Annotated in this window: 25 protein-coding genes and 2 pseudogenes; 26 read left to right on the top strand and 1 reads right to left on the bottom strand. The window is 74.1% G+C overall.

Annotated elements, in window-relative coordinates:
* The first annotated feature begins 59 nt into the window (after window positions 1-59).
* The 7 genes from BN3788_RS03855 to BN3788_RS19460 all read left to right on the top strand — a co-directional run bounded on the left by BN3788_RS03855 (window position 60) and on the right by BN3788_RS19460 (window position 6,372).
* Entirely contained in the window at window positions 60-998 is a 939-nt protein-coding gene (locus BN3788_RS03855; protein WP_066582519.1) for a carbohydrate ABC transporter permease, read from the top strand.
* Window positions 995-1,924 (top strand): carbohydrate ABC transporter permease, encoded by a 930-nt coding sequence (locus BN3788_RS03850; protein WP_390619683.1) that lies wholly within the window; start codon window positions 995-997, stop codon window positions 1,922-1,924. Before BN3788_RS03855 ends, BN3788_RS03850 begins: the two co-directional genes overlap by 4 nt.
* 1 nt (window position 1,925) lies before the next feature.
* Complete coding sequence (locus BN3788_RS03845; RefSeq protein WP_234346468.1) at window positions 1,926-2,912, top strand: ROK family protein; 987 nt, start codon at window positions 1,926-1,928, stop codon at window positions 2,910-2,912.
* Complete coding sequence (gene nagB, locus BN3788_RS03840) at window positions 2,900-3,694, top strand: glucosamine-6-phosphate deaminase (protein ID WP_066582518.1); 795 nt, start codon at window positions 2,900-2,902, stop codon at window positions 3,692-3,694. Before BN3788_RS03845 ends, nagB begins: the two co-directional genes overlap by 13 nt.
* A 69-nt stretch (window positions 3,695-3,763) precedes the next feature.
* Window positions 3,764-4,153, top strand: coding sequence for a DUF3039 domain-containing protein (locus tag BN3788_RS03835; RefSeq protein WP_066582793.1), 390 nt, complete (start codon window positions 3,764-3,766; stop codon window positions 4,151-4,153).
* A gap of 62 nt (window positions 4,154-4,215) precedes the next feature.
* A complete protein-coding gene (locus BN3788_RS03830; RefSeq protein WP_066582792.1) occupies window positions 4,216-5,979 on the top strand; it encodes a DEAD/DEAH box helicase in 1,764 nt (587 codons plus the stop codon).
* Between the two features lie 234 nt (window positions 5,980-6,213).
* Complete coding sequence (locus tag BN3788_RS19460) at window positions 6,214-6,372, top strand: hypothetical protein (protein ID WP_187138353.1); 159 nt, start codon at window positions 6,214-6,216, stop codon at window positions 6,370-6,372.
* A 44-nt stretch (window positions 6,373-6,416) separates the two neighbouring features.
* Here the strand turns inward: BN3788_RS19460 and BN3788_RS03825 are convergent, their stop codons facing one another.
* Window positions 6,417-7,802, bottom strand: a complete 1,386-nt coding sequence (locus BN3788_RS03825; protein WP_066582517.1) for a nicotinate phosphoribosyltransferase — start codon at window positions 7,800-7,802, stop codon at window positions 6,417-6,419.
* Window positions 7,803-7,851: 49 nt separating this feature from the next.
* On the opposite strand from BN3788_RS03825, the gene clpS reads away from it, so the two are divergent.
* From clpS to BN3788_RS03735, 19 genes and pseudogenes are all read left to right on the top strand, one after another.
* The gene (clpS, locus tag BN3788_RS03820) at window positions 7,852-8,145 is read left to right on the top strand and encodes an ATP-dependent Clp protease adapter ClpS (protein WP_082812553.1); all 294 of its coding nucleotides are present in this window, start codon (window positions 7,852-7,854) and stop codon (window positions 8,143-8,145) included.
* Window positions 8,145-8,810 carry a DUF2017 family protein gene (locus BN3788_RS03815; protein WP_066582516.1) on the top strand — a complete coding sequence of 222 codons (666 nt, stop codon included), beginning with the start codon at window positions 8,145-8,147 and terminating at the stop codon, window positions 8,808-8,810. The genes clpS and BN3788_RS03815 overlap by 1 nt, the downstream gene beginning before the upstream one ends.
* A gap of 14 nt (window positions 8,811-8,824) precedes the next feature.
* Window positions 8,825-9,640, top strand: coding sequence for a glutamate racemase (gene murI, locus BN3788_RS03810; RefSeq protein WP_066582515.1), 816 nt, complete (start codon window positions 8,825-8,827; stop codon window positions 9,638-9,640).
* Window positions 9,637-10,425, top strand: coding sequence for an MBL fold metallo-hydrolase (locus BN3788_RS03805; protein WP_066582514.1), 789 nt, complete (start codon window positions 9,637-9,639; stop codon window positions 10,423-10,425). The genes murI and BN3788_RS03805 overlap by 4 nt, the downstream gene beginning before the upstream one ends.
* Before the next feature lie 56 nt (window positions 10,426-10,481).
* Window positions 10,482-11,300, top strand: a complete 819-nt coding sequence (rph, locus tag BN3788_RS03800) for a ribonuclease PH (protein WP_066582513.1) — start codon at window positions 10,482-10,484, stop codon at window positions 11,298-11,300.
* Window positions 11,297-11,914: an RdgB/HAM1 family non-canonical purine NTP pyrophosphatase gene (rdgB, locus tag BN3788_RS03795; protein WP_066582512.1), complete on the top strand. Its 618-nt coding sequence runs from the start codon at window positions 11,297-11,299 to the stop codon at window positions 11,912-11,914. Before rph ends, rdgB begins: the two co-directional genes overlap by 4 nt.
* Window positions 11,911-13,185: pseudogene (locus BN3788_RS03790) on the top strand (ATP-binding cassette domain-containing protein); the annotation flags it as partial. The gene rdgB and the pseudogene BN3788_RS03790, both read left to right, overlap by 4 nt.
* 237 nt (window positions 13,186-13,422) lie before the next feature.
* Window positions 13,423-13,776 (top strand): annotated as a pseudogene (locus tag BN3788_RS20150) (ATP-binding cassette domain-containing protein); the annotation flags it as partial.
* A 231-nt stretch (window positions 13,777-14,007) separates the two neighbouring features.
* A complete protein-coding gene (locus BN3788_RS03785) occupies window positions 14,008-15,054 on the top strand; it encodes a FecCD family ABC transporter permease (RefSeq protein WP_066582790.1) in 1,047 nt (348 codons plus the stop codon).
* Window positions 15,051-16,124, top strand: a complete 1,074-nt coding sequence (locus BN3788_RS03780; RefSeq protein ID WP_082812552.1) for a FecCD family ABC transporter permease — start codon at window positions 15,051-15,053, stop codon at window positions 16,122-16,124. The genes BN3788_RS03785 and BN3788_RS03780 overlap by 4 nt, the downstream gene beginning before the upstream one ends.
* Window positions 16,121-16,915, top strand: coding sequence for an ABC transporter ATP-binding protein (locus BN3788_RS03775; protein WP_066582510.1), 795 nt, complete (start codon window positions 16,121-16,123; stop codon window positions 16,913-16,915). The genes BN3788_RS03780 and BN3788_RS03775 overlap by 4 nt, the downstream gene beginning before the upstream one ends.
* Before the next feature lie 54 nt (window positions 16,916-16,969).
* On the top strand, window positions 16,970-17,974 hold the full coding sequence (locus BN3788_RS03770; RefSeq protein WP_066582509.1) for an ABC transporter substrate-binding protein: 1,005 nt from the start codon (window positions 16,970-16,972) through the stop codon (window positions 17,972-17,974).
* Between the two features lies 1 nt (window position 17,975).
* Window positions 17,976-18,632 (top strand): isochorismatase family protein, encoded by a 657-nt coding sequence (locus tag BN3788_RS03765; RefSeq protein ID WP_066582508.1) that lies wholly within the window; start codon window positions 17,976-17,978, stop codon window positions 18,630-18,632.
* Window positions 18,629-19,348: an SDR family oxidoreductase gene (locus BN3788_RS03760; protein WP_066582507.1), complete on the top strand. Its 720-nt coding sequence runs from the start codon at window positions 18,629-18,631 to the stop codon at window positions 19,346-19,348. The genes BN3788_RS03765 and BN3788_RS03760 overlap by 4 nt, the downstream gene beginning before the upstream one ends.
* 69 nt (window positions 19,349-19,417) lie before the next feature.
* On the top strand, window positions 19,418-20,551 hold the full coding sequence (locus tag BN3788_RS03755; protein ID WP_066582506.1) for an isochorismate synthase: 1,134 nt from the start codon (window positions 19,418-19,420) through the stop codon (window positions 20,549-20,551).
* Window positions 20,548-22,269 carry a (2,3-dihydroxybenzoyl)adenylate synthase gene (locus BN3788_RS03750; RefSeq protein WP_066582505.1) on the top strand — a complete coding sequence of 574 codons (1,722 nt, stop codon included), beginning with the start codon at window positions 20,548-20,550 and terminating at the stop codon, window positions 22,267-22,269. Before BN3788_RS03755 ends, BN3788_RS03750 begins: the two co-directional genes overlap by 4 nt.
* Window positions 22,266-23,579 carry a lysine N(6)-hydroxylase/L-ornithine N(5)-oxygenase family protein gene (locus BN3788_RS03745; RefSeq protein WP_066582504.1) on the top strand — a complete coding sequence of 438 codons (1,314 nt, stop codon included), beginning with the start codon at window positions 22,266-22,268 and terminating at the stop codon, window positions 23,577-23,579. Before BN3788_RS03750 ends, BN3788_RS03745 begins: the two co-directional genes overlap by 4 nt.
* On the top strand, window positions 23,566-23,841 hold the full coding sequence (locus BN3788_RS03740; RefSeq protein ID WP_066582503.1) for a phosphopantetheine-binding protein: 276 nt from the start codon (window positions 23,566-23,568) through the stop codon (window positions 23,839-23,841). Before BN3788_RS03745 ends, BN3788_RS03740 begins: the two co-directional genes overlap by 14 nt.
* Window positions 23,838-24,887: an SIP domain-containing protein gene (locus tag BN3788_RS03735; RefSeq protein WP_082812551.1), complete on the top strand. Its 1,050-nt coding sequence runs from the start codon at window positions 23,838-23,840 to the stop codon at window positions 24,885-24,887. Before BN3788_RS03740 ends, BN3788_RS03735 begins: the two co-directional genes overlap by 4 nt.
* The last annotated feature ends 26 nt before the right edge of the window (window positions 24,888-24,913 follow it).

Genomic DNA, 24,913 nt, shown 5'->3' with positions numbered 1-24,913 from the left:
GGGCCGGACGGCGCCTGCACGCGCCGTCCGGCCCGGGGCGGCCTGCGCGGACGAAGGAGATGACCATGTCCCGCACCCTCGACACCCCCCCACGGGCTGAGGCCCTCCGCAAGCGCCGCAAGCCGCGCGCTCCCTTCTTCTTGCTCGCCCCCGCGGTCGTCCTGCTGCTCGCCGCGCTGGCCTATCCCGTGGGCTGGCAGATCGTCACGTCGATGCAGCGCTTCGGCCTGGCGCAGCAGTTCGGCGCGAGCGCCGAGTTCGTGGGCCTGGGCAACTACGCCCGCCTGGTCACCGACCCCGAGCTGTGGGGCGTCGTGCTCCGCTCGCTGGCCTTCTGCCTGGTCAACGCGTTGCTGACAATGGCCATCGGGGTGCTCCTGGCCCTGCTGATGAAGGCCGTGCCGCGCCCCGTCGCCCTGGTGCTGCAGGTGTCGCTGCTGCTCGCCTGGGCGATGCCCGTGGTGGCGGCCATGACGGTGTGGCGCTGGCTGTTCGACTACCAGCGCGGCGTCATCAACCACCTGCTGACCCAGCTCGGATTCGACTTCGTGGGGCACTCCTGGCTCGAGCAGCCGCTGTCGTTCTTGTTCGTCGCCACCGTCGTGATCGTGTGGATGTCGGTGCCCTTCGTGGCGTTCTCGGTGTACGCCGGGCTCACCCAGGTGCCCGACGAGGTGCTCGAGGCGGCGCAGATCGACGGGGCGAACGCGCGCCAGCGGTTCACCGGGATCATCATGCCGATGGTGCGCCCCGTGCTGGCCCTCGTCCTGCTGCTGCAGCTCATCTGGGACCTGCGGGTCTTCGCGCAGATCAAGCTGCTGCAGGACGCCGGGGGAGTGCCCAGCGAGACCAACCTGCTCGGCACGTACATCTACCAGGTGGGCGTCGGCTCCGGGGACTTCGGCGCCGCGTCAGCGGTGTCCATGTTCGTGCTGGCGCTGACCGTCACGCTGAGCTGGCCGTACGTGCGGACCCTGCTGCGAGAGGAGCAGCCATGACCGCCCTCCCCGGAGCCGCCACCCAGACGGCCCCCCAGGCGCCGCTGGCCACAGCGCCGCGCCGCGTGGCCCCACGGCGCGGCGGGCCCGCGCCCCAGACCCTCATGCGGGTGCTGCTGAGCGTCATCACGCTCGTCATCGCCGCGCTGTGGGCGTTCCCCGTCTACTGGATGCTCATCTCCTCGCTGCTGCCGAACGTGCGCCTGACGTCGGGCGCCCCGACGTTCTGGCCGACCCGGCCGTCGCTCGACAACTTCGCCGCGGTGCTCGACGGCGGCACGTTCCTGCCCGCGCTGCGGATGAGCCTGGCGATCACCACGCTCACCGTGGCCGTCGCGATCGTCCTGGCGTTCCTCGCGGCGCTCGCGGTGAGCCGCTACCGGTTCACCGGCCGTCGCAGTTTTGTCCTGACGGTCCTCGTCGTGCAGATGCTGCCCGCCGAGGGGCTGTTCATCGCGCAGTACAAGCTGCTGGGCTCGGCGCAGCTGCTCAACTCGGTGATCGGCATCTCGGTGCTGTACGCCGCGGCCGTCGTCCCGTTCACGATCTGGATGCTGCGCGGCTTCGTCGCCGGGGTGCCCGTCGAGCTCGAGGAGGCCGCGATGGTCGACGGCCTGAGCCGCTGGCAGGCGTTCATGCGGATCACACTGCCGTTGCTCGCCCCCGGCTTGATCGCCTCCGGCGTGTACGCGTTCCTGCAGGCCTGGAACGAGTTCACCCTGGCCCTGGTGGTGCTGCCGGCGGAGTCATCCAAGACCCTGCCGGTGTGGCTGCGCGGGTTCGTGCAGGCGAGCGTGAGCCGCGAGGTCGACTGGGGCCAGGTGATGGCCGCGTCCACGCTCCTCGCGCTGCCGGTGATCGTGTTCTTCATGCTGGTGCAGCGCCGGATGACCTCCGGGCTGGTGTCGGGGGCGGTGAAGGGCTGACGTGAGCACGAACCCGCTCGACATGACGACGGCGGCGACAGGGGGAGGCCGAGACCCGGGCTGGACGGTGGGCCTGGACGTCGGCGGCACCAAGGTGCTGGGCGTGCTGCTCGACGACAGCGGCGCCGTGCGGCGCCGGGTGCGCCTGCCCACCACCGCGGGCGCCCGGGGAGTGGTCGGCACGGCCCGGGCGGCGGTGCTGGACCTCCCCGGCTGGGCGGGCGTCGACGCCCGTGTGCTGCGCGGCGTGGGCGTCGGGGTGCCAGGCGTCGTGGACCCGGTCGGCGGCGCCGTCGAGCACGCGGTGAACCTCGGCATCGCCGAGCGCCTCCCGCTCGCGGAGCTCCTCGGGGATGCCCTCGGCGGGGTCCCCGTGCTGCTGGAGAACGACCTGAACGCCGCGGTGCTGGGCGCGGCGCACCTGGCCCCGGAGCCGGTGCGGGACCTCGCGTTCCTGGCGCTCGGCACCGGCGTGGCCGCAGGGCTCCTGCTCGACGGCACGCTGCGGCGCGGCGCCGCGCGCTCGGCCGGGGAGATCGGGCACGTGACGCTCGTCCCCGGCGGGCGGCCCTGCGAGTGCGGCCAACGCGGCTGCCTGGAGCGGTACGCCTCGGGCAGCGCGATCGCGGCGGTGTGGCCGGGCGGCGGCCCGCGCCCGGCGGGGGTCGAGTTGTTCGAGGCCGCCGCGGCCGGGGACCCCCGCGCCATCACGCTGCGCGACGAGGTCGCGTGGGCGGTGGCGTCGGCGGTCCGCCTGCTCGTCCTGACCTGCGACGTCGAGCGCATCGTGATCGGGGGAGGTGTGAGCGAGCTGGGCGCGCCGCTGCTCGACGCTGTGGCAGGCTCGCTCGCGCGAGAGGCCGAGGCGTCGCCGTTCCTGGCGTCGATGAAGCTCGAGGACAGGGTGCGACTGGCGCCGCTGGGTGTGCCGGTGGGAGCCGTGGGTGCTGCACTGGTGGGACGAGGGGAGGCCTCATGGAGGTCCTGATCGGCGAGGGCGAGCAGCTCGCCCGGCTCGCCGCGGATGTGATCGAGGAGCGGGTGCGCTCACGGGCCGCGATCGGCGCGCGCGCGGTGCTTGGGCTCGCGACAGGTTCCAGCCCGCTCGCGGTGTACGACGAGCTGGCGCGGCGCCATCGCGAGGAGGGCCTGTCCTTCGCGGGCGTCGAGGCCTTCCTGCTCGACGAGTACCTGGGCCTGCCGCCGGACGATCCCCGCAGCTACCGCAACGTGATCGAGCAGGAGCTGGTCTCCCGGGTCGACCTCGACCCCGCGGACGTGCACGGCCTGGACGGCCTCGCGGAGGACGTGCCCGCGGCGTGCGCCGCCTATGAGATGGCGATCGTGGCCTCGGGCGGGGTGGATGTGCAGATCCTCGGGATCGGGGCCGATGGGCACGTGGCGTTCAACGAGCCCGGCTCGTCGCTGGCCTCGCGGACTCGGCTCAAGACGCTGACTCCCGGCACCCGCGCCGACAACGCCCGGTTCTTCGACGGGGACGTCGACGCCGTGCCGAGGCACTGCCTGACGCAGGGCCTCGGCACGATCATGCAGGCCCGCCACCTGGTGCTGGTGGCGCTCGGCCGGGCCAAGTCCGAGGCGGTGCACCAGCTCGTCGAGGGCCCGGTGAGCGCGATGTGGCCCGCGACAGTGCTGCAGCACCACCCGCATGTGACGGTGCTGCTCGACGAGGGCGCGGCGAGCAGGCTCCAACTCGCGGCGTACTACCGCGAGGCGTTCGCGGAGAAGCCGCCGTGGCAGGGCCTGTGACGGATCCGCGCGACGCCACGTCCGTGGACGCGGGCCACCTCGTGGGTGGGCCGCCGTAGACTCGTGCGCATGAGTGAGCCCCAGCCTTTCCCTGTCGAACCGGACGACCCGTTCAGCTCGGACCCGGGCACGGGCACCTCCACCAGCGTCCTCGAGCGCGAGGAGACGACCGAGCAGGTCGAGCCCGGAGACCATGAGCGCTTCGCGCACTATGTGCGCAAGGAGAAGATCCTCGACTCCGCCCTGAGCGGCAGCCCCGTGATCGCGCTGTGCGGCAAGGTGTGGGTGCCGGGTCGCGACCCGAACAAGTTCCCCGTCTGCCCGCAGTGCAAGGAGATCTACGAGGGCCTGCGCGAGCCGCAGGACGGCGGCTCCGGGGATTCCGGCGGCGGCGGTGGCCGGCGCTGGGGCGGGTTCGGGCGCGGCAAGGGGTCGGGCGACTCCTCCGGCGGGAAGTGAGCGCGCTCCGCCAGCCAGCGTCCTCCGCCAGCAGTCACGCGTCATCGTCGGCAGCCTCGAATCTGCCGCCGGCGTTCCCTGCCCGTGCCCCACGGGGCACGGCCGGGAAGTTGCGTGCCTGGCAGGCTGAGGCGCTCGAGCTGTACCGCGTCCGCAACCCTCGCGACTTCCTGGCGGTGGCGACCCCCGGGGCCGGCAAGACGACATTCGCGCTGCGCGTGGCCACCGAGCTGCTCGAGGCCGGCGTGGTGCGCCGCGTCACCGTCGTGGCGCCGACCGAGCACCTCAAGCGGCAGTGGGCGGACGCCGCGGCGCGCGTCGGCATCAAGATCGACCCGAACTTCTCCAACGCGCAGGGCCGTCACGGGCAAGGCTTCGACGGGGTCGCGGTGACGTATGCGCAGGTGGCCTCCAAGCCCGCGCTGCACGCGGCGCGGACCTCGGCGGCGCCGACGCTCGTGATCCTCGACGAGATACACCACGGCGGCGACGCGCTGTCCTGGGGCGACGCGGTCCGTGAGGCGTTCGAGGGCGCGACGCGGCGCCTGGGCCTGACCGGCACCCCGTTCCGCTCCGACACCGCGGCGATCCCGTTCGTCGCATACGAGCGCGGCAAGGACGGCATTCGCCGCAGCGTGTCGGACTACTCCTACGGCTACGGCGACGCGTTGCGCGACCATGTCGTGCGGCCGGTGATCTTCCTGTCGTACAGCGGCTCGATGCGCTGGCGCACCAAGGCCGGTGACGAGGTCAGCGCGCGCCTGGGGGAGCCGCTGACCAAGGACCTCACGGCACAGGCGTGGCGCACCGCCCTGGACCCGAACGGCGAGTGGATCCCCTCGGTGCTGGCCGCGGCCGACCGCAGGCTCAGCGAGGTGCGGCGCTCGGTGCCCGACGCCGGGGCGATGGTCATCGCCACCGACCAGAACGACGCCCGGGCGTATGCGGGCCACCTGGCCCGGATCACCGGGAAGTCGCCCACCGTCGTGCTCTCGGACGACGACGGCGCGAGCGACCGGATCGACGAGTTCTCCGCGTCGGACTCCCGCTGGCTCGTCGCGGTCCGCATGGTGTCCGAGGGGGTGGACGTGCCCCGGCTCGCGGTGGGCGTCTACGCGACGAGCACCTCGACGCCGCTGTTCTTCGCGCAGGCCGTCGGCCGGTTCGTGCGCGCTCGACGGCGCGGGGAGACGGCCTCGGTGTTCCTGCCGAGCGTCCCGCAGCTCCTCGCGCTCGCGAACACGCTCGAGGAGGAGCGGGACCACGCGCTGGACCGCCCGCTCACCGCCGAGGAGCAGGGCGACGTGTTCTCACCTGAGGACGCGCTCCTCGCCGCGGCGAACTCTGAGCGCAACGGCCCGGACGCCGTCGGGCCGGACGGCAAGCAGGGGTCCTTCGAGGCGTTGGAGGCGCAGGCGTCCTTCGACCGCGTGCTCTTCGACGGCGGCGAGTTCGGCACGGGGGCCGATGTCGGCTCGGAGGAGGAGCTGGACTTCCTGGGCCTGCCGGGCCTGCTCGACGCGGACCAGGTGACGACGCTGCTGAAGCAGCGCCAGGCCGAGCAGCAGAGCGGCCGGCGCAGGAGCAGGTCGGCGCAGGAGCAGGCGGACCAGCTCGCGGAGATGGACCACCGCCGCCAGGCCGAGCTGCGCAAGGAGCTGGCCCAGCTCGTGGGGGCGTGGGCTCGTCGCAGCGGGCAGCCGCACGGGACTGTGCACACCGAGCTGCGGCGCCGGTGTGGGGGCCCGGAGGTCGCGCTCGCGGACCCGGATCAGCTCACGGCGCGGATCGAGATGCTGCGCGCGTGGTTCGTCGGGAAGCGCTGAGCGCTCTCTCCCCGGCGGGACGGCCCCCGAAGCGTCTCACATCGTGGACGGAGCCTTGACTTGCGTTTCCGCAGGTCAGCGCCCTGGACACGTGCCCACTTAGCAAAGGTCGCCCGATTCGCAACTCTTGTTCTCCGGATGCCGAGGGCCCGTCCCGATGCCAGTCTTCTGGACGTGCCACCGACCCCGGATCCCCCGGGGGTCGGATCCGAGAACAGCGAAAGGGTGTGCACTATGCCGTCCTGGCTCCTCCTCATCATCGTCGGCGCCGTCCTGGTCATCCTGGGCGTCGCCACGAACATCGGGCAGTTCCTCATCTGGATCGGCGTCATCGTCCTCGTCGTCAGCCTGATCCTCGGGCTCGTGGGGCGTGGTCGCGGCGCACGGATCTAGCTGGGCGCTGCCCCCGGTGACCTGAGCGCAGCCCCCTGCATGTCTCAGTCGCCCAGGTGCAGCGTCACCGTCGGAACCGCGGCCTCGTCCGCGGACAGGCGCCGGGCCCCCCGTGGCAGTTCATCACGGGAGGCCCGGTGCCTTTCTGCTGCCCGGCGCACACCCTCCGGCCCCATCCAGGCAGGGTCGACGGCGCCGTCGACCACGAGCGGCGCCTGCAGGGCCCGCAGCGACTCGTCCTGGGACACCCACGCGGAGACCTGCGCGTCGGTCCCGGTCACCAACACCTCCTCGACAGCCCGGCCATCGGGGCCCAACCGTCGGGCGGCGGCCTTCCGGCCCCCCGTGCCGGCTTTGGCCCGAGAGGTCTTGGCCACCGGCTCCATCTCCCCGCCGCGGCCCTCACGGGCCACCAGCTTGTAGACCATGCCGCAGGTCGGCGCCCCCGAGCCGGTCACCACCGACGTGCCCACGCCATACGAGTCCACCGGCGCGGCGGCCAGCGCGGCGATCGCGTACTCGTCCAGGTCTGACGTCACCACGATCCGCGTGTCCCGGGCGCCCAGAGCGTCGAGCTGCGCGCGCACCTCCTGCGCCAGCACCCCCAGATCGCCCGAGTCGAGCCGCACCGCGCCGAGCCCCGTCCCCGCGGCCGCCACGGCCCGCTCGACGCCCGTGTGGACGTCATAGGTGTCCACCAGCAGCGTGGTGCCCGGCCCGGCAGCCGCGACCTGCGCGGCGAAGGCCGCCTCCTCGTCGTCGTGCAGCAGCGTGAACGCGTGCGCGGCGGTGCCGATCGTCGGGATGCCGTACCGGCGCCCCGCCTCCAGGTTCGACGTCCCCGTGAAGCCGGCCACAGCCGCGGCCCGGGCCGCCGCCACGGCGGCCTCCTCATGGGCGCGCCGCGACCCCATCTCGAGGCAGGGCCGGGTGACGGCGGCGCTGGTCATGCGCGAGGCGGCCGACGCCACAGCAGAGTCGTGGTTGAGGATCGACAGGGCGAGCGTCTCCAACAGGACCGCCTCGGCGAACGTGCCCTCGACGACCAGCACCGGAGACTGCGGGAAGAAGGCCTCGCCCTCCGCGTAGCCCGTGATCGACCCCGTGAACTGGTAGCCCGCGAGGAACTCCAGCGTCGTGTCGTTCACCACACGCTCGGCCGCCAGCCACTCGAGCTCCGCGGGGCCGAACCGGAAGTCCGCGATGGACTCGAGCAGCCGGCCCGTTCCCGCGAGCACGCCGTAGCGGCGCCCGGCGGGCAGCCGGCGGGTGAACACCTCGAACACGCAGCGCCGAGCGGCCGTGCCGTTGCCGAGCGCGGCCTCGAGCATCGTCAGCTCGTATTTGTCGGTGAGCAGCGCGGTGCTCGGGCGGGGGGTGGTGGACGTGGTGGGGACGGACACGGGCGCCGTGGCCTCCGGAGTGCTCATGCGCTCAACGTAGGACGACTTCCTCGGCGGGCGCACCTACAGTGGGCGGGTGTCAGTCCAGATCGCACCCGAGGAGACCGCTGAGTCGCAGACGGGCCAGCGGCTCGGGGACGCGTGGGTCACCATCGTGTGGAACGACCCCGTGAACCTCATGAGCTACGTCACCTACGTCTTCCAGAGCTACTTCGGCTACCCCCGCGAGAAGGCCGAGAAGCTCATGCGCCAGGTCCACGAGGAGGGCCGATCGGCGGTCTCGACGGGCAACCGCGAGCAGATGGAGGTCGACGTGCAGGCCATGCACTCGTACGGGCTCTGGGCCACGCTGCAGCGGGGAGGCGAGTGATGCGCGCGTTCCGCCGCGAGCGGGGCTCCCTGGTCGCCGAGCTCGACGCCACCGAGCGGGGCGTGATCGCCGCCGTCGTGGCGGACGTCGCCGACCTGCTGGGCGCCGGGCGCCTCGAGGAGCGCGCGACCGAGGACGCGGGCCCCGCCGACCCCGCGCTGATGCCCGGGATGTCGCTGCGGACCCAGGAGATCGAGCCGCCCGAGGACGACGCCGTGCGGCGGCTGCTGCCCGACGCCTCCGTGGACGACGAGGAGGTGGCCGCCGAGTTCCGGCGCCTCACCGAGGACGACCTGCGTCGCGTCAAGGTGGAACGCCTGACCTGGCTGTGGGACGCCCTCACGGCCGGCCCGGGCGCCGCGTGGCCGGATGACGCCGTGGTGGTGCCCGTCGAGCTCGGCGGCGCGGTCGCGGCGACCCTCACCGACCTGCGGCTCGTCCTGGCCGACCGGCTCGGGCTGCACGAGGACGAGGACGCCGAGTCGCTGTACGTGGAGCTCGACGGCGAGCCGGCGGAGGACGAGGACGACCCGCAGGCCGAGGTCCGCCGATACCTCGGCGCCGTCTACGTCTCCTTGAGCTGGCTGCAGGAGACGCTCATGGCGGCACTGCTCGACGACCTCGGGCGCTCCGGACGGGACGGACAGGGCAGGCAGCGAGGATGACTAGGCTCGCGCCCGTGAACGACGCACCCATCGGGATCTTCGACTCCGGCGTCGGCGGCCTGACCGTCGCGCGGTCCATCCTCGACCAGCTCCCGCACGAGTCGACCCTCTACATCGGCGACACCCTCAACACCCCCTACGGCACCAAGCCGCTCGCGGCAGTGCGCGCGCATGCGCTCGAGGTCATGGACGACCTCGTCGACGCCGGGGTGAAGATGCTGGTCATCGCCTGCAACACGGCCTCCTCGGCGATGCTGCGCGACGCCCGTGAGCGCTACACCCAGCGCCGTGGCCTGCCCGTGGTCGAAGTGATCCTGCCGGCGGCCCGCCGCGCCGTGGCCGCCACCCGCACCGGGCGGATCGGCGTCATCGCGACCAGCTCGACGGTCCAGTCGCGCGCCTACGACGACGCGTTCGCGGTGGCCCCCGGTGTGGAGCTGATCACGCAGGCGTGCCCCCGGTTCGTGGAGTTCGTCGAGGCGGGGATCACCTCGGGCCCCGAGCTGCTGGCCGTCGCCGACGAGTACCTGGCGCCGGTGAAGGCCGCCGGCGTCGACACCCTGGTGCTGGGCTGCACGCACTACCCGCTGCTGACGGGCGTCATCTCCTACGTGATGGGCGACGAGGTGACGCTCGTGTCCTCCGCCGAGGAGACCGCGAAGGACGTCTACCGCACGCTCGTCGCGCACGACCTCGAGCGCTCGCCCGGCGCCGGGCCGGCCGAGCACCGGTTCCTCGCCACCGGCGACCCCGAGTCCTTCCACACCCTCGCCCGCCGGTTCCTCGGTCCCGAGGTCCTCGCCGTCGAGCCGCGAGGGGCACTGCGGTGAGGCTCGTCGTCGTCGGCAGCGCGGGATCGTTCCCCAGCGCGGACTCCGCGGCGTCGGCGTACCTGGTGCAGGCGGAGGACGCGGACGGCCGGACCTGGACGGTGCTGCTCGACCTGGGCAGCGGCGCCCTGGGGCCCCTGCAGGCGCACACCGACCCCACCGCCCTGGACTTGGTGGGGATCTCCCACCTGCACGCCGACCACGTGGCGGACCTGGTGGTGCTCAACGTGCTGCGGCGGTACCGGCCCGAGGGGGCGTGCGCGCCCGTGCGGCTGCACGGCCCGCCGGGCACGCTCGAGCGGCTCGCGCAGATGGCCGGCAAGGACCCGGCGACCGAGGTCACCGGCCAGTTCGACTTCGAGCCGTGGCAGGAGGGCGTCCCCGTGACCGTCGGCCCGCTGACCATCGAGCCGGTGGCCGTGCACCACCCGCTGCCGTCGTTCGGGATGCGCGTCAGCGGCCCGTCCGACGCCGACCCGACACGCACCGTCACCCTCGCGTACACCGGCGACACCGACGAGTGCCCCGGCCTCACCACCCTCGCCGACGGCGTGGACCTGCTGCTCGCCGAGGCCGCCTACATCGAGGGGCGCGACGACGCGCTCCGCGGCGTGCACCTCACCGGGCGCCGGGCGGGCGCGGCCGCGGCCGCGGGCAAGGCGGGACGGCTCGTGCTCACCCACCTCGTGAGCTGGAACGACCCGCAGGCGACGCTCGCCGAGGCCCGGGGGGAGTACGACGGCCCGATCGACCTGGCCCGGCCCGGCGCGGTCTACCCGCTCTGAGCCGCGTCCTTCGAGCCTCGTCGGCGTCCCACGCTCGCCCGGTTAGGCTCGTCGCCATGACCTCTGCGACCTCGACCCCCCGTCCCGCGAGCCCTGCGGAGCCGGGAGCCCTGGTGCGGGCGGACGGCCGCCGCGCCGACCAGCTCCGCCCCGTGACCCTCACCCGCCGCTACCTCGACAGCGGCGAGGGCAGCGTGCTCGTCGAGTTCGGCGGCACCAAGGTGCTGTGCGTCGCCTCGTTCACCGAGGGCGTGCCGCGCTGGCGCAAGGGCTCGGGCCAGGGCTGGGTCACCGCCGAGTACGCGATGCTCCCGCGCGCGACGAGCACCCGCTCCGACCGCGAGTCGGTGCGCGGCAAGGTGGGCGGCCGCACCCATGAGATCTCCCGGCTGATCGGCCGCTCGCTGCGCGCGATCATCGACGTCTCGGCGCTCGGCGAGAACACGATCGTGCTGGACTGCGACGTGCTGCAGGCGGACGGCGGCACCCGCACGGCGTCCATCACCGGCGCGTACGTGGCGCTGGCCGACGCCGTCGCCTGGGGCGTGGAGCGCGGCGCCATCAGCCGCAAGAAGACGGTGCTGCGCGACTCGGTGTCCGCCGTGAGCGTCGGGATCGTGGACGGCGTGCCCGTGCTCGACCTGCCGTACGTCGAGGACGTCCGCGCCGAGACGGACATGAACGTCGTGGTGACCGGCTCCGGCAAGTTCGTCGAGGTGCAGGGCACCGCCGAGCAGGCGCCGTTCGACCGCGCCGAGCTCGACGCTCTGCTGGACCTGGCGCTCGCGGGGACCAGCGAGCTGGGCGCCCTGCAGGCCGCCGCACTGGCCGCCGGCGCGCCGTCCGCCGCGCCCATCCTCGGCGCTGGCGCATGAGCACACCCCGCCTCGTCCTGGCCACGCACAACGCGCACAAGATCGGCGAGCTGCGGGCCATCTTGGCCCCCGCGCTGCCCGGGCTCGACCCGGCCGCCGTGGTGGGCGCCCGTGACGTCGGCGCCCCTGAGCCGGTTGAGGACGGCGTGACCTTCGCGGAGAACGCGCTGCTCAAAGCCCGGGCGCTCGCGGCGTTCACCGGCCTGCCTGCCGTGGCGGACGACTCCGGCCTGTCCGTCGACGTGCTCGGCGGCGCCCCCGGCATCTTCTCGGCGCGGTGGGCCGGGCGGCACGGCGACGACCGCGCCAACCTCGACCTGCTGCTCGCCCAGCTCTCGGACATCGCCGCAGAGCACCGCGGGGCGCGCTTCACCTGCGCCGCGGCGCTGGTGACGCCCGACGGGTTCGAGCATGTGGAGATGGGCCACCTGGTCGGCACGCTGGCCACGGCGCCGCGCGGCGACAGCGGCTTCGGCTACGACCCGATCCTGGTCCCCGAGGGCGACACACGCTCCTGCGCCGAGCTCACCCCGCAGGAGAAGAACGCCATCAGCCACCGCGGGCAGGCGTTCCCTGCCCTCGTCCCGGTGATCGTCAGCGCCCTCGGACGATGACCGCTGGGGCCGGCTTGGTGCACCTGGCCGCCGACGCGGTGAGCGTCGGCTACCCGGGGCGCGCCGTGCTGGACAAGGTGGACGTGCTGGCCTCGGCCGGGCAGCGCATCGGCGTGGTGGGGGAGAACGGCGCCGGCAAGACGACGCTGCTGCGCGTGCTGGCCGGCGACCTGCCGCCCTCCAGCGGCGAGGTGCGCCGCGCCGGGTCCATCTCGGTGGTGGAGCAGGAGCTGGACTTCGCGCCCGGGGCCACCGTCGGGACCCTCGTGGCCGAGGCCCTGGGGCGCTCGCGTGCGGCGGCGGAGCGGCTGGCGGCCGAGATCGAGGGCTTCGACCATGAGCATGGCGACCTCACGGCCCTCGCGGACGCCATCGCCCGGGTGGAGCACCTGGCCGCGTGGGATGCCGATCGCCGGGTCGACGAGGCGCTCAGCAGGTTCGGCGCGCCCCGTGATCTGAGCCGCCCACTCGACCGGCTGAGTGTCGGCGAGCGGTACCGGGTCCGGCTCGCCTGCCGCATCGCCGAGCGGGCCGACATCCTGCTGCTCGACGAGCCGACCAACCACCTCGACGCCAGCGGGATCGACTACCTCACCGCGCAGCTCCAGCAGTGGCCGGGGGTCGTGGTCATCGTCACGCATGACCGGCGGCTCCTCGACGACGTGATGACGGCCATCCTCGACCTCGACCCGTCGATGGACGGCCGGCCGGTGCTCTACGGCGCGACGTCGTATGCCGACTACCGGTTCGCCAAGGACCAGGCCCTGCGCCGCTGGCGTGCCCGCTACCGCGCCGAGCGCAAGCGGGCCGAACAGCTCGCCGCGCGCCTCGACGCCTCGTACGAGGGCCTCTCGGATGAGTGGCGCCCGTTGAAGGGCTCGCAGAAGAACCGTCGCGCCACGCGGGCGCGGATCCATGTCAAGGCCGCGGACCGGCTGGTGCAGCGCCTCGAGGCCGAGGCCGTCGAGGTGCCGACGCCGCCCGTGGAGCTCGCTTTCCCGGACCTGCCCTCGCTGCCGCGCGACTACGACGGCGGGCCGCTGCTCGAGGTGCGGGCGCCCCGGGTCGCAGGTGAATTCGGGCGGGCGCGGCTCGACCTGCCGGGCGTCCGGGTGGACCTGCCGCCGTGCGGCAGGCTGCTGGTGACGGGCCCCAACGGCTCCGGGAAGTCGACACTGCTGGCCGCGCTGGCCGGGACGATCGCGCTGGACCGTGGCACGCGGTCTGGCTCTTATACCCATCTGACGCGGCCGACGAACTTACCGGGCGTCGGGGGGGACCTGCGGCGGTGCGGGGGGGTGCGGGGGGCGGGCCCCAACGGCCCCGGGAAGTGGACAGTGCTGGCCGGGCGGGGCGGGACGGTCGCGCTGGACCGGGGCGCGCGGGCGCTCGGGCGCGGGGGGCGGCTGGGGGTGCTGGGGCAGGAGGGCGAGCCGGGGGCGCTCGCGCTGCGCGCGGCGCTCGCCAGCCGGGCGCCCGGTGGCGTCGAGGGTCCGCACGGCCCGCGGGGGAGCGGGTTCGAGGCGTATGCCCGGCGTGCGCTCGACCTGCTCGCAGACGGCGCCCTCGACCCGGGTCAGCTGGTGCCGGTGGCCGCGCTGGGGCTGCTCAGCGAGGAGGACCTGGAGCGGCCGCTCAGCGAGTTGTCCGTGGGCCAGCGCCGCCGTTTCGACCTGGCGTGCGCCCTGCTCGCCGCGCCCCACGTGCTCATCCTCGACGAGCCCACCAACCACCTGTCGATCGGCCTGGTGGATGAGCTGACCGACGCCCTGCGCGGCACGTCGGCGGCCGTCGTGGTCGCGACGCATGACCGGCGCATGCGCGCCGACCTGGCGGACTGGCCGGAGCTCGCGCTCGGCTGAGCCCGGCTCGCGGCGCCGCGCCGCGTGGAGCAACTGCGCATTTCTGGACGAACCCTTGCCCGCACCGCAGATCGATGCCTAAGGTGAGCCTTGCCTAATTGAGGCAAGCCTAAGTCGAGACTGCAGGGGTGCGTCGCTCGATCCGCGCCGGGACGGAGCACTGTGCGCGGGGGTGGAACGTCCACGAATGTCCTGCCCCACGGCGGCTCGACGGAGCCCATCGCGCTCGGCATGGACGATCCCCGAGCCGTTCTCGGCGCCGTCACGACGACCACACGGCGCCGGGTGGCGGGCCTCGTCGCCCTGGTCCTCCTCCTCGGGCTCGTCGCCCTGCTCTCACTCGCCCTCGGCGCCCGCGTGATCCCGCCCAGCACCGTGGCGCGCGCGGTGGCGGACGCGCTGGCCGGCGCATCGCCTGAGAGCTACGACGCGACAGTCATCGCCACCGAGCGGGTGCCCCGCACCGTCGTCGGCCTCCTCGTCGGGCTCTGCCTCGGCGGGTCCGGGGCGATCATGCAGGCCATCACGCGCAATCCGCTCGTCGACGGCGGCATCCTCGGCGTCGAGCTCGGCGCCGCCTGCGCCGTCGTCGCGGGCATCGTCGCCTTCGGCCTGAACGGCGTCGTGGCGACCTTCTGGCTCGCGCTCGCCGGCGCCGTGGCGACAGCCGTCGTGGTCTACGGGGTCTCGCGCCTCACGCGCGCCGCCTCGACGGCCGTGAGCCTCGTGATTGCCGGGGCCGCCACCGCGGCGATGCTGGGCGCGGTCATCAACCTCCTGATCATCCGCGACGAGTCGGCGTTCTCCCGATACCGCTTCTGGTCGATCGGCCAGCTCGCGGGGCGCGGCGACGCCATCGGCGAGCTGTGGCCCTTCGCGGTGGCGGGCCTCGTGCTCGCGCTGCTGTGCGGCCCGACGCTCAACGCGCTCATGCTGGGGGAGGCCGTCGCGGCAGGCCTCGGCGTGCGCGTGCGCCGCGCCCAGCTCGCCACGGCGCTCGTCGCGGTCCTGCTCTGCGCCGCCGCAGTCGCCGCCGCCGGGCCCATCGGCTTCATCGGGCTCGTCGGGGCGCACCTCGCGCGGCTCGTCGTCGGCGGGGACCAACGGCTGCTGCTGCCGTTCAGCATGGTGGCGGGCGCGACGGTGCTGCTCGCCGCCGACGCGCCCGGGCGGCTCGCCCCCGGCCACGGCGAGATCGCCGTCGGCATCATGACGGCCGTCGTCGGCACGCCCTTCTTCGTCGTGCTCGCCCGCACGCGCAGGCTGGTGGAGGCATGACGGCGGCGACCGAGGCCAGCACGGCCGGCCGCGACGCCGAGGACGCTGTCGCCCACCTGGTCGCAGGGCTGCGGGCCGAGCGGCGCAGCGTGCGGCGGCGCCCCGCCGTGACGCTGGCGGGGGTGGGAGCCGTCGTCCTCATCGGGTTCTGCGCCGAGATCCTCGTCGGCGGGACGGCCGACATCGGGCTCGCCGAGATCCCGGGCGCGCTCGTCGGCCAAGGCTCCGGGCTCGCCGACTTCGTGATCTTCGAGACCCGCCTCCCGCGCGCGCTCACCGCACTGCTCGTCGGCGCGCTCTTCGGCCTCTCCGGCGTCGTGTGCCAGCGGCTCTTCTCCAACGTCCTGGCGACGCCGGACATCATCGGCGTCTCCGCCGGCGCGAGCGCCGGGGCCGTCGCCGTGCTGGTCGGCGCAGGGGTGGGCGGCCTCGCCGTGCAGGCCGGGGCCGTGCTCGGCGCGGTGGCCGCCGCGGCCCTGATCTTCGGCCTGAGCAGGCGGGGCGGGGCCTCGACGTACCGGCTCGTGCTGGTCGGCATCGGGGTGGGCGCCTGCTGCTCCGCGATCACCAGCTACCTCCTCACGTTCGCCGACTCCACCACGTCCACGCGCGCGATGCGCTGGATGATCGGCTCGCTCGCGGGCGCGCGGTGGGATGAGGTCGTGGTGCTGGCCGTGGTGCTGGGCGCCGCGATGGCAGCCGTCCTGCTGATCGGCCCCGACCTCGAGACTCTCCGGCTCGGCGACCTGCTCTCCGCGGCCCTCGGCACACGCGTGCAGGCGGCGCGCGTCGGCGTGCTCCTGCTCGGGGCGCCGCTCGCGGCCATCGCGACGAGCGTCGCCGGCCCCGTCGCGTTCATCGCGCTCGTCGCCGGCCCCATCGCCGCCCGCCTGCTGGCGCGATCCGGCCCGCTCCCGGCAGCGCTCGTCGGGGCAGCGGTGCTCCTGCTCGCGGATGTCGCAGCCCAGACGGCGCCGTACGTGAGCCCCGTCCCCACGGGGGTGCTCACCGGCCTGATCGGCGCCCCCGTGCTCGTGCTCCTGCTCCTCCACCGGAAGGCCGACGCATGACCGCGCTCCTCCGGGCGGTCTTCGCCCAGCGGCTCACCGCCGGCCACGGCGACCATGTCGTCCTCGAGGGCCTCGACCTCGCAGTCCCCGACGGCAAGATCACCGCGCTGATCGGCCCCAACGGCTGCGGCAAGTCCACGCTGCTCGGCACGCTCGCGCGGCTGCTCCCCGCCAGGGGCGGATCTGTGCTGCTCGACGGCGCCGACATCCACGCGCTGCCGACGCGGGAGGTGGCCCGCCGGCTCGGGATGCTGCCGCAGGCCCCCGTCGCGCCGGAGGGCATCACCGTCGCCGAGCTCGTCCGTCGCGGGCGCCACCCGCACCGGCGCTTCGGCGCGCGCACCGCGGACGACGACCGGGTCGTGGCGGGCGCCCTGCTGCGCAGCGGCGCCGCCGACCTCGCCGCGCGCGCCGTCGACACCCTGTCCGGCGGACAACGGCAGCGGGTGTGGATCGCCATGGCCCTCGCGCAGGAGACGCCGCTGCTGCTCCTGGACGAGCCGACCAGCTACCTCGACATCGCCCACCAGGTCGAGGTGCTGGACCTGCTGGTCGACCTGAACGCCGCCGGCACGACCATCGTCGTCGTGATGCACGACCTCAACCAGGCCGTGCGCTACGCCCACACGATCGTGGCGATGAAGGACGGCCAGATCGTGGCCGCCGGGCCGCCCGCCGACGTCGTCACCGCCGAGCTCGTCGCCGACGTGTTCGGCGTCCGCGCGCGGGTGATCCACGACCCGGACACCGCCGCCCCGCTCGTGCTGGCCCGCGGGCGGCACGACGTGTGAGTGCGGCGAGCCGCATCACCCCTATCGCCATCCCTTCCACCTGAGGAGTCACCCATGTCCCGTGCCCGTCGCGCGCTCGTCGCCGCAGCGGTCGTGTCCCTGGCAGCGGCAGCCGTCGCCGGCTGCGCACCCGCCGAGCAGGAGGCCGCGGAAGCGGCCGGCTCCGCGGGCGGCTACCCGCTGACGCTCACGAGCCCCTTCGGCGAGACGGTGCTCGAGGAGCAGCCCGAGCGGGTCGCCGTGGTCTCGTCCGTCGACCTCGACATCGCGCTGGCGCTCGGCGTGGTCCCCGTCATCGGCCCGCGGTACGGCCACGCCGAGCTCGAGCCCTGGGCCGCCGACGCGCTCGACTCGCTCGGCGGGGCAGAGCTCGCCACCTACGACTCCACCGACGGGGTCGACTACGAGGCCATCGCGGCGGCCGAGCCCGACGTCATCCTCGCCACGAGCGGCTGGACGCTCGACGAGGACTACGCCCACCTGTCGAAGATCGCCCCAGTGGTGTCCTACCAGGGCGAGGATGGGCTCGGCTCGATGACGTGGGCCGACCGCACCGAGGAGGCGGGCACGGCACTGGGAGTGCCCGAGGAGGCGCAGTCCGTCATCGACGGCGTCGCGCAGCAGTTCGACGCGGCGGCGGCCGAGCACCCCGAGTTCGCCGGCACGTCGTTCACCTACGCCGTGATCCACCCCGAGCAGGTCACGTACATCTCCTACGAGGGCAGCGACGTCACCTTCTTCACCAGGCTCGGCCTCACGCTCCCCGAGACGGCGTCGCAGTTCAGCGCGTCGAGCGCCGCTGTCAGCCGCGAGAACCTCGACCTGCTCGACGCCGACGTGCTCCTCGTGGGGTACCCGTTCGGCGACGAGGGCCTGCTGAGCCAGTCCGCGCTCGAGGGCGACGTGCTGTTCCAGCAGGTCCCCGCAGTGGCGGGCGGCCACTACGCCGTCATCGACGACCTCGTCGCCTCGCCGCTGGCCTACCCGACGCCGCTCAGCGAGGGCTGGGTCCTGGAACGGCTCGTGCCGGTGCTCGCCGACGCGGTCGCCGGGGGCTGACATGGGCCTTCCCCGGATCGCCTCGTATCCGCTGCCCGGCCCCGACGACTACGCGGGGGGACGAGTGGCCTGGCCCCTCGACCCGCGCCGGGCAGTCGTCCTCGTGCATGACATGCAGCGCCACTTCGTCGACGCGTACGAGGAGCCCGACCAGACGATCGGGGAGGTGGTGGCCACCATCGCGCGCGTGCTGCGCCATGCGCGTGAGCAGGGCGTGCCGGTCGTGTACACGGCGCAGCCCCCCGGGCAGGCGGCGTCCGACCGGGGCCTGCTGACCGACTTCTGGGGCGCCGGGCTGCAGGACGAGGCGGGCGCCCGCATCGTCGCCGGGCTGAGCCCGCAGCCCGGCGACGTCATCCTCACCAAGTGGCGCTACAACGCGTTCATCCGCACGCCGCTGCGTGAGCTGCTCGTCGAGGGCGGCCGGGACCAGCTTGTGGTCACGGGGGTGTACGCGCACATCGGGTGCCTGCTGACGGCCGCGGACGCGTTCATGAACGACGTCCAGCCGTTCCTCGTCGCCGACGCCGTGGCCGACTTCTCCCGCGAGGACCACGTGGCGGCGCTGCGCTACGCGGCCACCCGGTGCGCGCGGGTGCTGGCCGCCGACGACGTCATCGCCGAGCTCGCGCAGCTGACGCGGGAGGCCGTCCGATGAGCGGCGGGGTCGCCCTGGTGGTCGGCGCTGCCGGCGGCATCGGCGCGGCGGTGCTCGAGCGGCTCGGACGCGCGGGCTGGACGGCGGTCGGAGCTGACCTCGCAGGGGCGCGGCGCCGCGTGGACGTCACCGACGCCGCGTCGGTCGACGCGCTGGTGGCGGCCGTCGAGGGGTCAGACGGCCCGATCGGCGTCCTGGTCAACGCCGCCGGGGTGCTGCGCGCCGGAAGCGTGCTGGACACCGACCTGTCCGACCTCGAGGCGCTGCTCGCGGTCAACACCGTCGGCGCCGCGCGTGTCTCCCGCGCCGTGGCCGCCCGCATGGCCCCCCGGGGGAGCGGCGCCATCGTCACTGTCTCCTCCAACGCCGCGGGGGTGCCCCGGGCCGGGATGGCCGCGTACGCCGCCTCGAAGTCCGCCGCCACCGCGTACATGAAGTCCTTCGGGCTCGAGCTGGCCAGCCACGGCATCCGCTGCAACGTGGTCGCGCCCGGGACCACCCGCACCGCGATGCTCACCCGGCTGGGCGACAGCGTGGACGAGGCCGCGGAGCGGGCGATCGCGGGGGACTCCGCCCTCTTCAAACCGGGCATCCCCCTGCTCCGGGTCGCCGAGCCCGAGGACATCGCCGAGGCCGTGGCCTTCCTCGCCTCGGACGCGGCACGCCACATCACGATGCAGGAGCTCTACGTCGACGGCGGGGCCTCCCTCCGCTGAGGCGGCCGGCCGCATCGAGCCGGCCGCATCGACAGGACAGGCGCCACTCCCACGCTCAGAAGGACGCACATGACGACACCCACGCGCGACGACCTCGTCTTCCTCGGCCGGCGGCGCCTGCGCGGCTCCGGCCGCCGGGCCGTCCTCTCCCAGGACCTGGCCTGCGGGCCCGGCGCGGCCGTCGCCGCGCTCGCCCTGCTGCGCGAGCTCGAACAGGCCGACGGCGTCCCGCGCCTGGTGATGGGGTCCATCCCGTTCGACCCCCGATCACCCGCGCGGCTCGTCGTGCCCGAGCGCGTCATCGAGGAGCCGCGGGCGGGCCGGGCCACCGGGCGCCAGGCGCGGGGGACCGCGCCCGCCCTCGCGGACGACCCCGCGTACCGGTCAGCCGTCGAGCAGGCGCTCGACGCGATCGGCGCCGGCGTGATCCGCAAGGTCGTGCTCGCGCGGGCCTTCGACGTGCGGGCCCCCGCGCCGATCGACACCGAGGCGCTCCTCGCCGCCTTCACGGCGCGCAATCCCGCGGCGTACGGCTTCCACATCCCGCTCGCCGACGGCTCGGTGATCGTCGGAGCGTCGCCGGAGCTGGTGGCCGATGTCGAGGGCCTGGCCGTGCGCTCGCACCCCCTCGCCGGGACCGCGGCGCGGCGGGCCGACCCGGACGAGGACCACGTGGCGCACACGGCCCTGCTGGCGTCCTCCAAGGACCGCGAGGAGCACGCGATCCTCGTCGCCGGCCTCGCTAGCGACGTCGCGCCGCTCGTCACCGACCTCCACATCCCCGCCGCGCCGGCGATCGTGGAGGCGGACCGCCTGTGGCACCTCGGGACCCGGGTCTCCGGGCGGCTGCGCCCCGGCGTCACGGCGCTCGACGTGGCCTACGCGGTGCATCCCACCGCCGCCGTGTGCGGCGTCCCGGCCCAGGAGGCCGCCGCCCTGGTGGACGCCCTCGAACCCGAGGGGCGCGGCGCCTATGGCGGGCTCGTGGGCTGGATGGACTCCTCGGGTGACGGCGAATGGGCCCTCGCGCTGCGCTGCGCGACCGTCACCGGCGCGAGCGCGCGGGTGCAGGCGGGCGCGGGCATCCTCGCCGGATCCGACCCGGGGGCCGAGCACGCCGAGACGGCAGCCAAGCTCCGCACCGCCCTCGACGCGCTTGCGGACGTCACCGAGCTGAGCCCGGCCTGGCTGGTGGGCGCATGAGCGGCGACGCCGGGGCAGCGCGCCTGAGCCCCACCGGCCTGGTCGCCCCTCCCGCCCCGCTGCTGATCGACGGGGCCGTGCCTTATCCCGCTGACGTGGCGGCCCGCTACCGCGCCGCAGGGCACTGGACGGGGGCCACCCTCAACGGCCTGCTCCGCGAGGCGGCCGCGCAGGCGCCTCGGCAGGTCGCGGTCATCGACGGCGAGCGCGAGCTCGCCTACCGCGAGCTCGACGAGCTGGCAGGGCGTGCCGCGACGCTGCTCGCGCGATGCCACGGCGTGACCCGGGGCGAGCGGGTCGTCGTGCAACTGCCCAACATCACCGAGTTCGTGCTGGTCGTCTTCGCGCTGGCCCGGCTCGGGGCCGTCCCCGTCCTCACGCTCCCCGCGCACCGGCGCAGCGACCTGCGGCACATCGCCCAGACCGCGGACGCGGTGCTGATCGTCACCCGCGGCGTGATCGCGGGCTTCGACCACGGCGCCCTCGCCCGCGAGGTCCAGGCGTGTGTGGCGAGCGTGCGCGGCGTCCTGCTGGTCGACGATGCGGATGACGACGACGCAGCCTCCGCCGCCGAGCGCCGTGGCGTCGGGCTCGTCGAGGTCATCCGGCCGCTCCCGGCCGCGCCGACCGTCCCCGTCTGCCCGGCCGACGTCGCGCTCCTGCAGCTCTCCGGCGGCACCACCGGCACTCCGAAGCTCATCGCGCGCACGCATGACGACTACCTGTACTCGGTGCGCGAGAGCGCCCGGATCTGCGGCCTCGACCAGCACAGCCGCCTGCTCGTGGCGATGCCCATCGCGCACAACTTCACGATGTCCTCGCCGGGCGTCCTCGGCGTGATCCACGCGCGCGGCACGATCGTCCTGACGGAGGACCCGAGCCCGGCGGGCGCCCTCGGGCTGGTCGAGCGGCGCCGCGTGACGATCGTGCCCACCGTGCCGCCCTTGGTCATCGCCTGGCTGAACTCGGCCCAGGCCGCCACGGCCGACCTCACCAGCCTCGAGGTCGTCCAGGTCGGCGGCGCCAAGCTCAGCCGGAGCGTGGCCGCGCGGATCGAGCCCGCCTTCGGCTGCCGTCTCCAGCAGGTGTTCGGCATGGCGGAGGGGCTGGTCAACTACACGCGGCTCGACGACGACCGGGAGACGGTCCTGTCGACTCAGGGGCTGCGGATCAGCCCGGACGACGAGGTCCTCGTCGTGGACGAGCGGGACCGCCCGGTGTCTCGGGGCACCGCCGGCGCCCTGCTGACCCGGGGGCCGTACACGATTCGCGGGTACTTCCGGGCGCCTGAGCACAACGTCAGGGCGTTCACCCCCGAGGGCTTCTACCGCACCGGCGACCTCGTCGTCGAGCGTGAGGACGGCTACCTCACGGTGGTGGGCCGCTCGAAGGACCAGATCAACCGCGGCGGCGAGAAGATCGCGCCGGAGGAGGTCGAGAACGCGCTGCTCGCGCACTCCGATGTGCATGACGTGTCGGTGTCGGGGCTCCCCGACGAGGTGCTCGGCGAGCGGGTCCGCGCGCACGTGGTGCTCCGCGACGGGGCGGCCCCGCCGCGCGCGGTCGAGCTGCGACGCTTCCTCGCGGCGCAAGGGCTGGCCACCTACAAGACGCCCGACGTGTTCGCGTTCGTGGAGGCGCTCCCGGCGACGGGCGTCGGCAAGGTCGACAGGCGGCGCCTCACCTCGTCGCCCTCCGGGTCGCGGGGGCGGGCATGACCGGGCGTCCGCTGGCTGCCCGGATCGACGTCGTCGGCGTCGGCTTCGGCCCGGCCAACCTCGCCCTAGCGATCGCCTTGCGGGAACAGCCGGGGGCGCCCGGCGCGGTCTTCTTCGAGGCCCAGCCTGAGCCCACGTGGCATCCGGGCATGCTGCTCACGGACGCGAGCATGCAGATCTCCTTCCTCAAGGACCTGGTCACGTTCCGGAACCCGACCTCGCGCTACTCGTTCGTCTCCTTCCTGCACCAGCAGGGCAGGCTCGCGGACTTCACCAACAGGGGCTCGATGGAGCCGCTGCGGATCGAGTTCGCCGCCTACCTGCGCTGGGCCGCCGCCTCCTTCGACGACGTGGTGCGCTACGGCTCACGCGTCGAGCGGATCGCGCCGGTGTGGGGGGCCGACGGCCGGGTCGACGCGTTCGACGTCGTCGTGGCGTCATCCGACGGCATCGGCTCCGTGCGGGCAGGGGCGGTGGTGGTCGCCGCCGGGCTCCAGCCGCGCCTGCCCGTCGGCGTCGAGCCGGGGCCCCGCTGCTGGCACAGCTCCGACCACCTGCATCGCGTCGGGGAGCTGCGCGCGCCGACGCGGCTCGTCGTCGTCGGCACCGGCCAGAGCGCCATGGAGGTCGCGCTGGACCTCTCCGACAGGTTCCCGGACGCCGCCGTGCACCTCGTGTCCTCGCAGTTCGGCGTCGGGCCGTCCTACCAGGGGCCGCTCGTGAACGGCATCTTCGACCCCGAGACGGTCGACCTGCTGTACGCCGCGGAGGAGGACGTGCGGGCGCGCCTGGACCGGCTGCACCGCAACGCGAACAACGGCGTCGCGAGCGCCGAGGTCATCCAGGAGTTCTTCGACCGGGCCTACCGGGACCGGTGGCTCGGCCGCGAGCGGCTCGTCCTGCACCGGGCCAGCCGGGTGGCCTCCCTGGCCGAGGGGCCGCATGGCGTCCGGGTCGTGGTGCGCTCCGACCTGGACGGCCGGGAGTCCGTGCTCGACGCCGAGGCGGTGGTGCTCGGCACGGGGTACGACGCGCTCGACATGTCCGTGCTACTCGGCGACGACGTCGACCTTGTGCGGCGGGACGCCTCCGGCAGGCCCGTCATCCGACGCGACCACCGGGCGGAGCTGACGGCCCCCGGCTCGGCGAGCCTCGTCCTCGTCGGCCAGAGCGACCACCTGCACGGGATGACCTCCCCGCTGCTGTCCACAGTCGCCGTCCGCGCTGGCGAGATCGCCGACCTGCTCGCCGGCGCGGTCCGCGCCGGGCGCCACTCACGCCTGGAGGAAGGACGCCATGCCGTCGTCTGACATCGCCCTCGCCCGCGCCCGCGGGCTGGTGGCCCAGATCGTGCCCGAGGACGTCGCCGACGCCGGTCCCGCGGAGGACCTGCGCGACTACGGGCTCGACTCCGTGCGGGTGATGGACCTCATCGCCCGCGTCGCCGAACAGGGCGGGCAGATCGGGTACGCCGACCTCGTCGGCGGTCCCACCCTCGCCCTCATCGCGTCCGCCCTCGACGGGGCGGCGCCGACACCACAGCCCACACCACAGACGGAAGGACACCGATGAGCACCAACCCCTTCGACGACGAGGACGGGGCCTTCCTCGTGCTGGTCAACGACGAGGAGCAGTTCTCGCTGTGGCCGAGCTTCGCGGAGGTCCCCTCCGGCTGGTCGGTCGCCCAAGGCGAGTCGACGCGCGCGGACTCCCTCGACTACGTCGAGCGGACCTGGACCGACCTGCGCCCTCGGTCGCTGCGCGAGGCGATGGACGGCGTGCCGGCCGCAGGGGAGGGGGTCACGGGAGGGGGCCGCACGCCGGAGCCCGTCGCATACGTCGACTTCCCGGTCCGCATCCGCGAGGTCGAGGTGGTGCGGCGCACCCGCCTGACGGACACCATGATCCGGCTGACACTCGGTGGGCCGGGGGCCGAGGGCTTCGAGAGCGGCGTCTTCGACGAGCACGTCAAGCTCCTCTTCCCCGACCCCGACACGGGCGAGCTGCGACTGCCCCAACCGGACGGCGACGACCTCGTGTGGCCGCGTCCCATCCCCACGGGCCGCGAGTACACGGTGCGCGCCCACCGGCCCGAGGCGCGAGAGATCGACATCGACTTCGTCGTGCACGCGCACGGCCTCGCCTCCGACTGGGCGAGGGACGTCCAGCCGGGGGGCACGGTGCACGTGGCGGGCCCCCCGGGCGGCTACCGGGTCAGCGACGACTACGACTTCTACGTGCTCGCCGCCGACGAGACGGCGCTGCCCGCTGTGGCCCGCTGGCTCGAGGAGAGCCCGCGAGACCGCAGGGGAGCGGTGCTGATCGAGGTGCCCGGACCCGCGTCCGAGCAGCCGCTCGACGCCCCGCCGGGCGTGTCCGTCACGTGGCTGCACAACGGCGGCGCCGCGACGACGCTGCTCGAGGACGCGACGCGGGCCGTCCCCCTCCCCGAGGGCGCGAGCGTCTTCGCGTGGCTCGCGGGGGAGTCCGGGGCCATCAAGCCGCTGCGGCGCTGGGTGCGCCACGACCTCGGACTGACGAAGGACCACTCGTCGATCACCGGCTACTGGAAGCGCGGGGCAGCGGACACGCACGAGCACCTCGACGAGGACGACTGACGTCGCCGTCCCGCCCGCACCGATCC

It is taken from the genome of Cellulomonas timonensis (assembly GCF_900046455.1).
GTDB lineage: Bacteria > Actinomycetota > Actinomycetes > Actinomycetales > Cellulomonadaceae > Cellulomonas_A > Cellulomonas_A timonensis.
The sequence above is the reverse complement of the archived record's forward strand: the minus strand, read 5'-3'. Positions and strand labels throughout refer to the sequence as shown.

Excerpts from the sequence above, each read along its gene's own strand:
- BN3788_RS03855 (WP_066582519.1), top strand. The coding sequence starts at position 60 with ATGACCATGTCCCGCACCCTCGACACCCCCCCACGGGCTGAGGCCCTC.
- BN3788_RS03850 (WP_390619683.1), top strand. The coding sequence starts at position 995 with ATGACCGCCCTCCCCGGAGCCGCCACCCAGACGGCCCCCCAGGCGCCG.
- nagB (WP_066582518.1), top strand. The coding sequence starts at position 2,900 with ATGGAGGTCCTGATCGGCGAGGGCGAGCAGCTCGCCCGGCTCGCCGCG.
- BN3788_RS03835 (WP_066582793.1), top strand. The coding sequence starts at position 3,764 with ATGAGTGAGCCCCAGCCTTTCCCTGTCGAACCGGACGACCCGTTCAGC.
- BN3788_RS19460 (WP_187138353.1), top strand. The coding sequence starts at position 6,214 with ATGCCGTCCTGGCTCCTCCTCATCATCGTCGGCGCCGTCCTGGTCATC.
- BN3788_RS03825 (WP_066582517.1), bottom strand. The coding sequence starts at position 7,802 with ATGAGCACTCCGGAGGCCACGGCGCCCGTGTCCGTCCCCACCACGTCC.
- BN3788_RS03815 (WP_066582516.1), top strand. The coding sequence starts at position 8,145 with ATGCGCGCGTTCCGCCGCGAGCGGGGCTCCCTGGTCGCCGAGCTCGAC.
- rph (WP_066582513.1), top strand. The coding sequence starts at position 10,482 with ATGACCTCTGCGACCTCGACCCCCCGTCCCGCGAGCCCTGCGGAGCCG.
- rdgB (WP_066582512.1), top strand. The coding sequence starts at position 11,297 with ATGAGCACACCCCGCCTCGTCCTGGCCACGCACAACGCGCACAAGATC.
- BN3788_RS03785 (WP_066582790.1), top strand. The coding sequence starts at position 14,008 with ATGGACGATCCCCGAGCCGTTCTCGGCGCCGTCACGACGACCACACGG.
- BN3788_RS03780 (WP_082812552.1), top strand. The coding sequence starts at position 15,051 with ATGACGGCGGCGACCGAGGCCAGCACGGCCGGCCGCGACGCCGAGGAC.
- BN3788_RS03775 (WP_066582510.1), top strand. The coding sequence starts at position 16,121 with ATGACCGCGCTCCTCCGGGCGGTCTTCGCCCAGCGGCTCACCGCCGGC.
- BN3788_RS03770 (WP_066582509.1), top strand. The coding sequence starts at position 16,970 with ATGTCCCGTGCCCGTCGCGCGCTCGTCGCCGCAGCGGTCGTGTCCCTG.
- BN3788_RS03765 (WP_066582508.1), top strand. The coding sequence starts at position 17,976 with ATGGGCCTTCCCCGGATCGCCTCGTATCCGCTGCCCGGCCCCGACGAC.
- BN3788_RS03760 (WP_066582507.1), top strand. The coding sequence starts at position 18,629 with ATGAGCGGCGGGGTCGCCCTGGTGGTCGGCGCTGCCGGCGGCATCGGC.
- BN3788_RS03755 (WP_066582506.1), top strand. The coding sequence starts at position 19,418 with ATGACGACACCCACGCGCGACGACCTCGTCTTCCTCGGCCGGCGGCGC.
- BN3788_RS03750 (WP_066582505.1), top strand. The coding sequence starts at position 20,548 with ATGAGCGGCGACGCCGGGGCAGCGCGCCTGAGCCCCACCGGCCTGGTC.
- BN3788_RS03745 (WP_066582504.1), top strand. The coding sequence starts at position 22,266 with ATGACCGGGCGTCCGCTGGCTGCCCGGATCGACGTCGTCGGCGTCGGC.
- BN3788_RS03740 (WP_066582503.1), top strand. The coding sequence starts at position 23,566 with ATGCCGTCGTCTGACATCGCCCTCGCCCGCGCCCGCGGGCTGGTGGCC.
- BN3788_RS03735 (WP_082812551.1), top strand. The coding sequence starts at position 23,838 with ATGAGCACCAACCCCTTCGACGACGAGGACGGGGCCTTCCTCGTGCTG.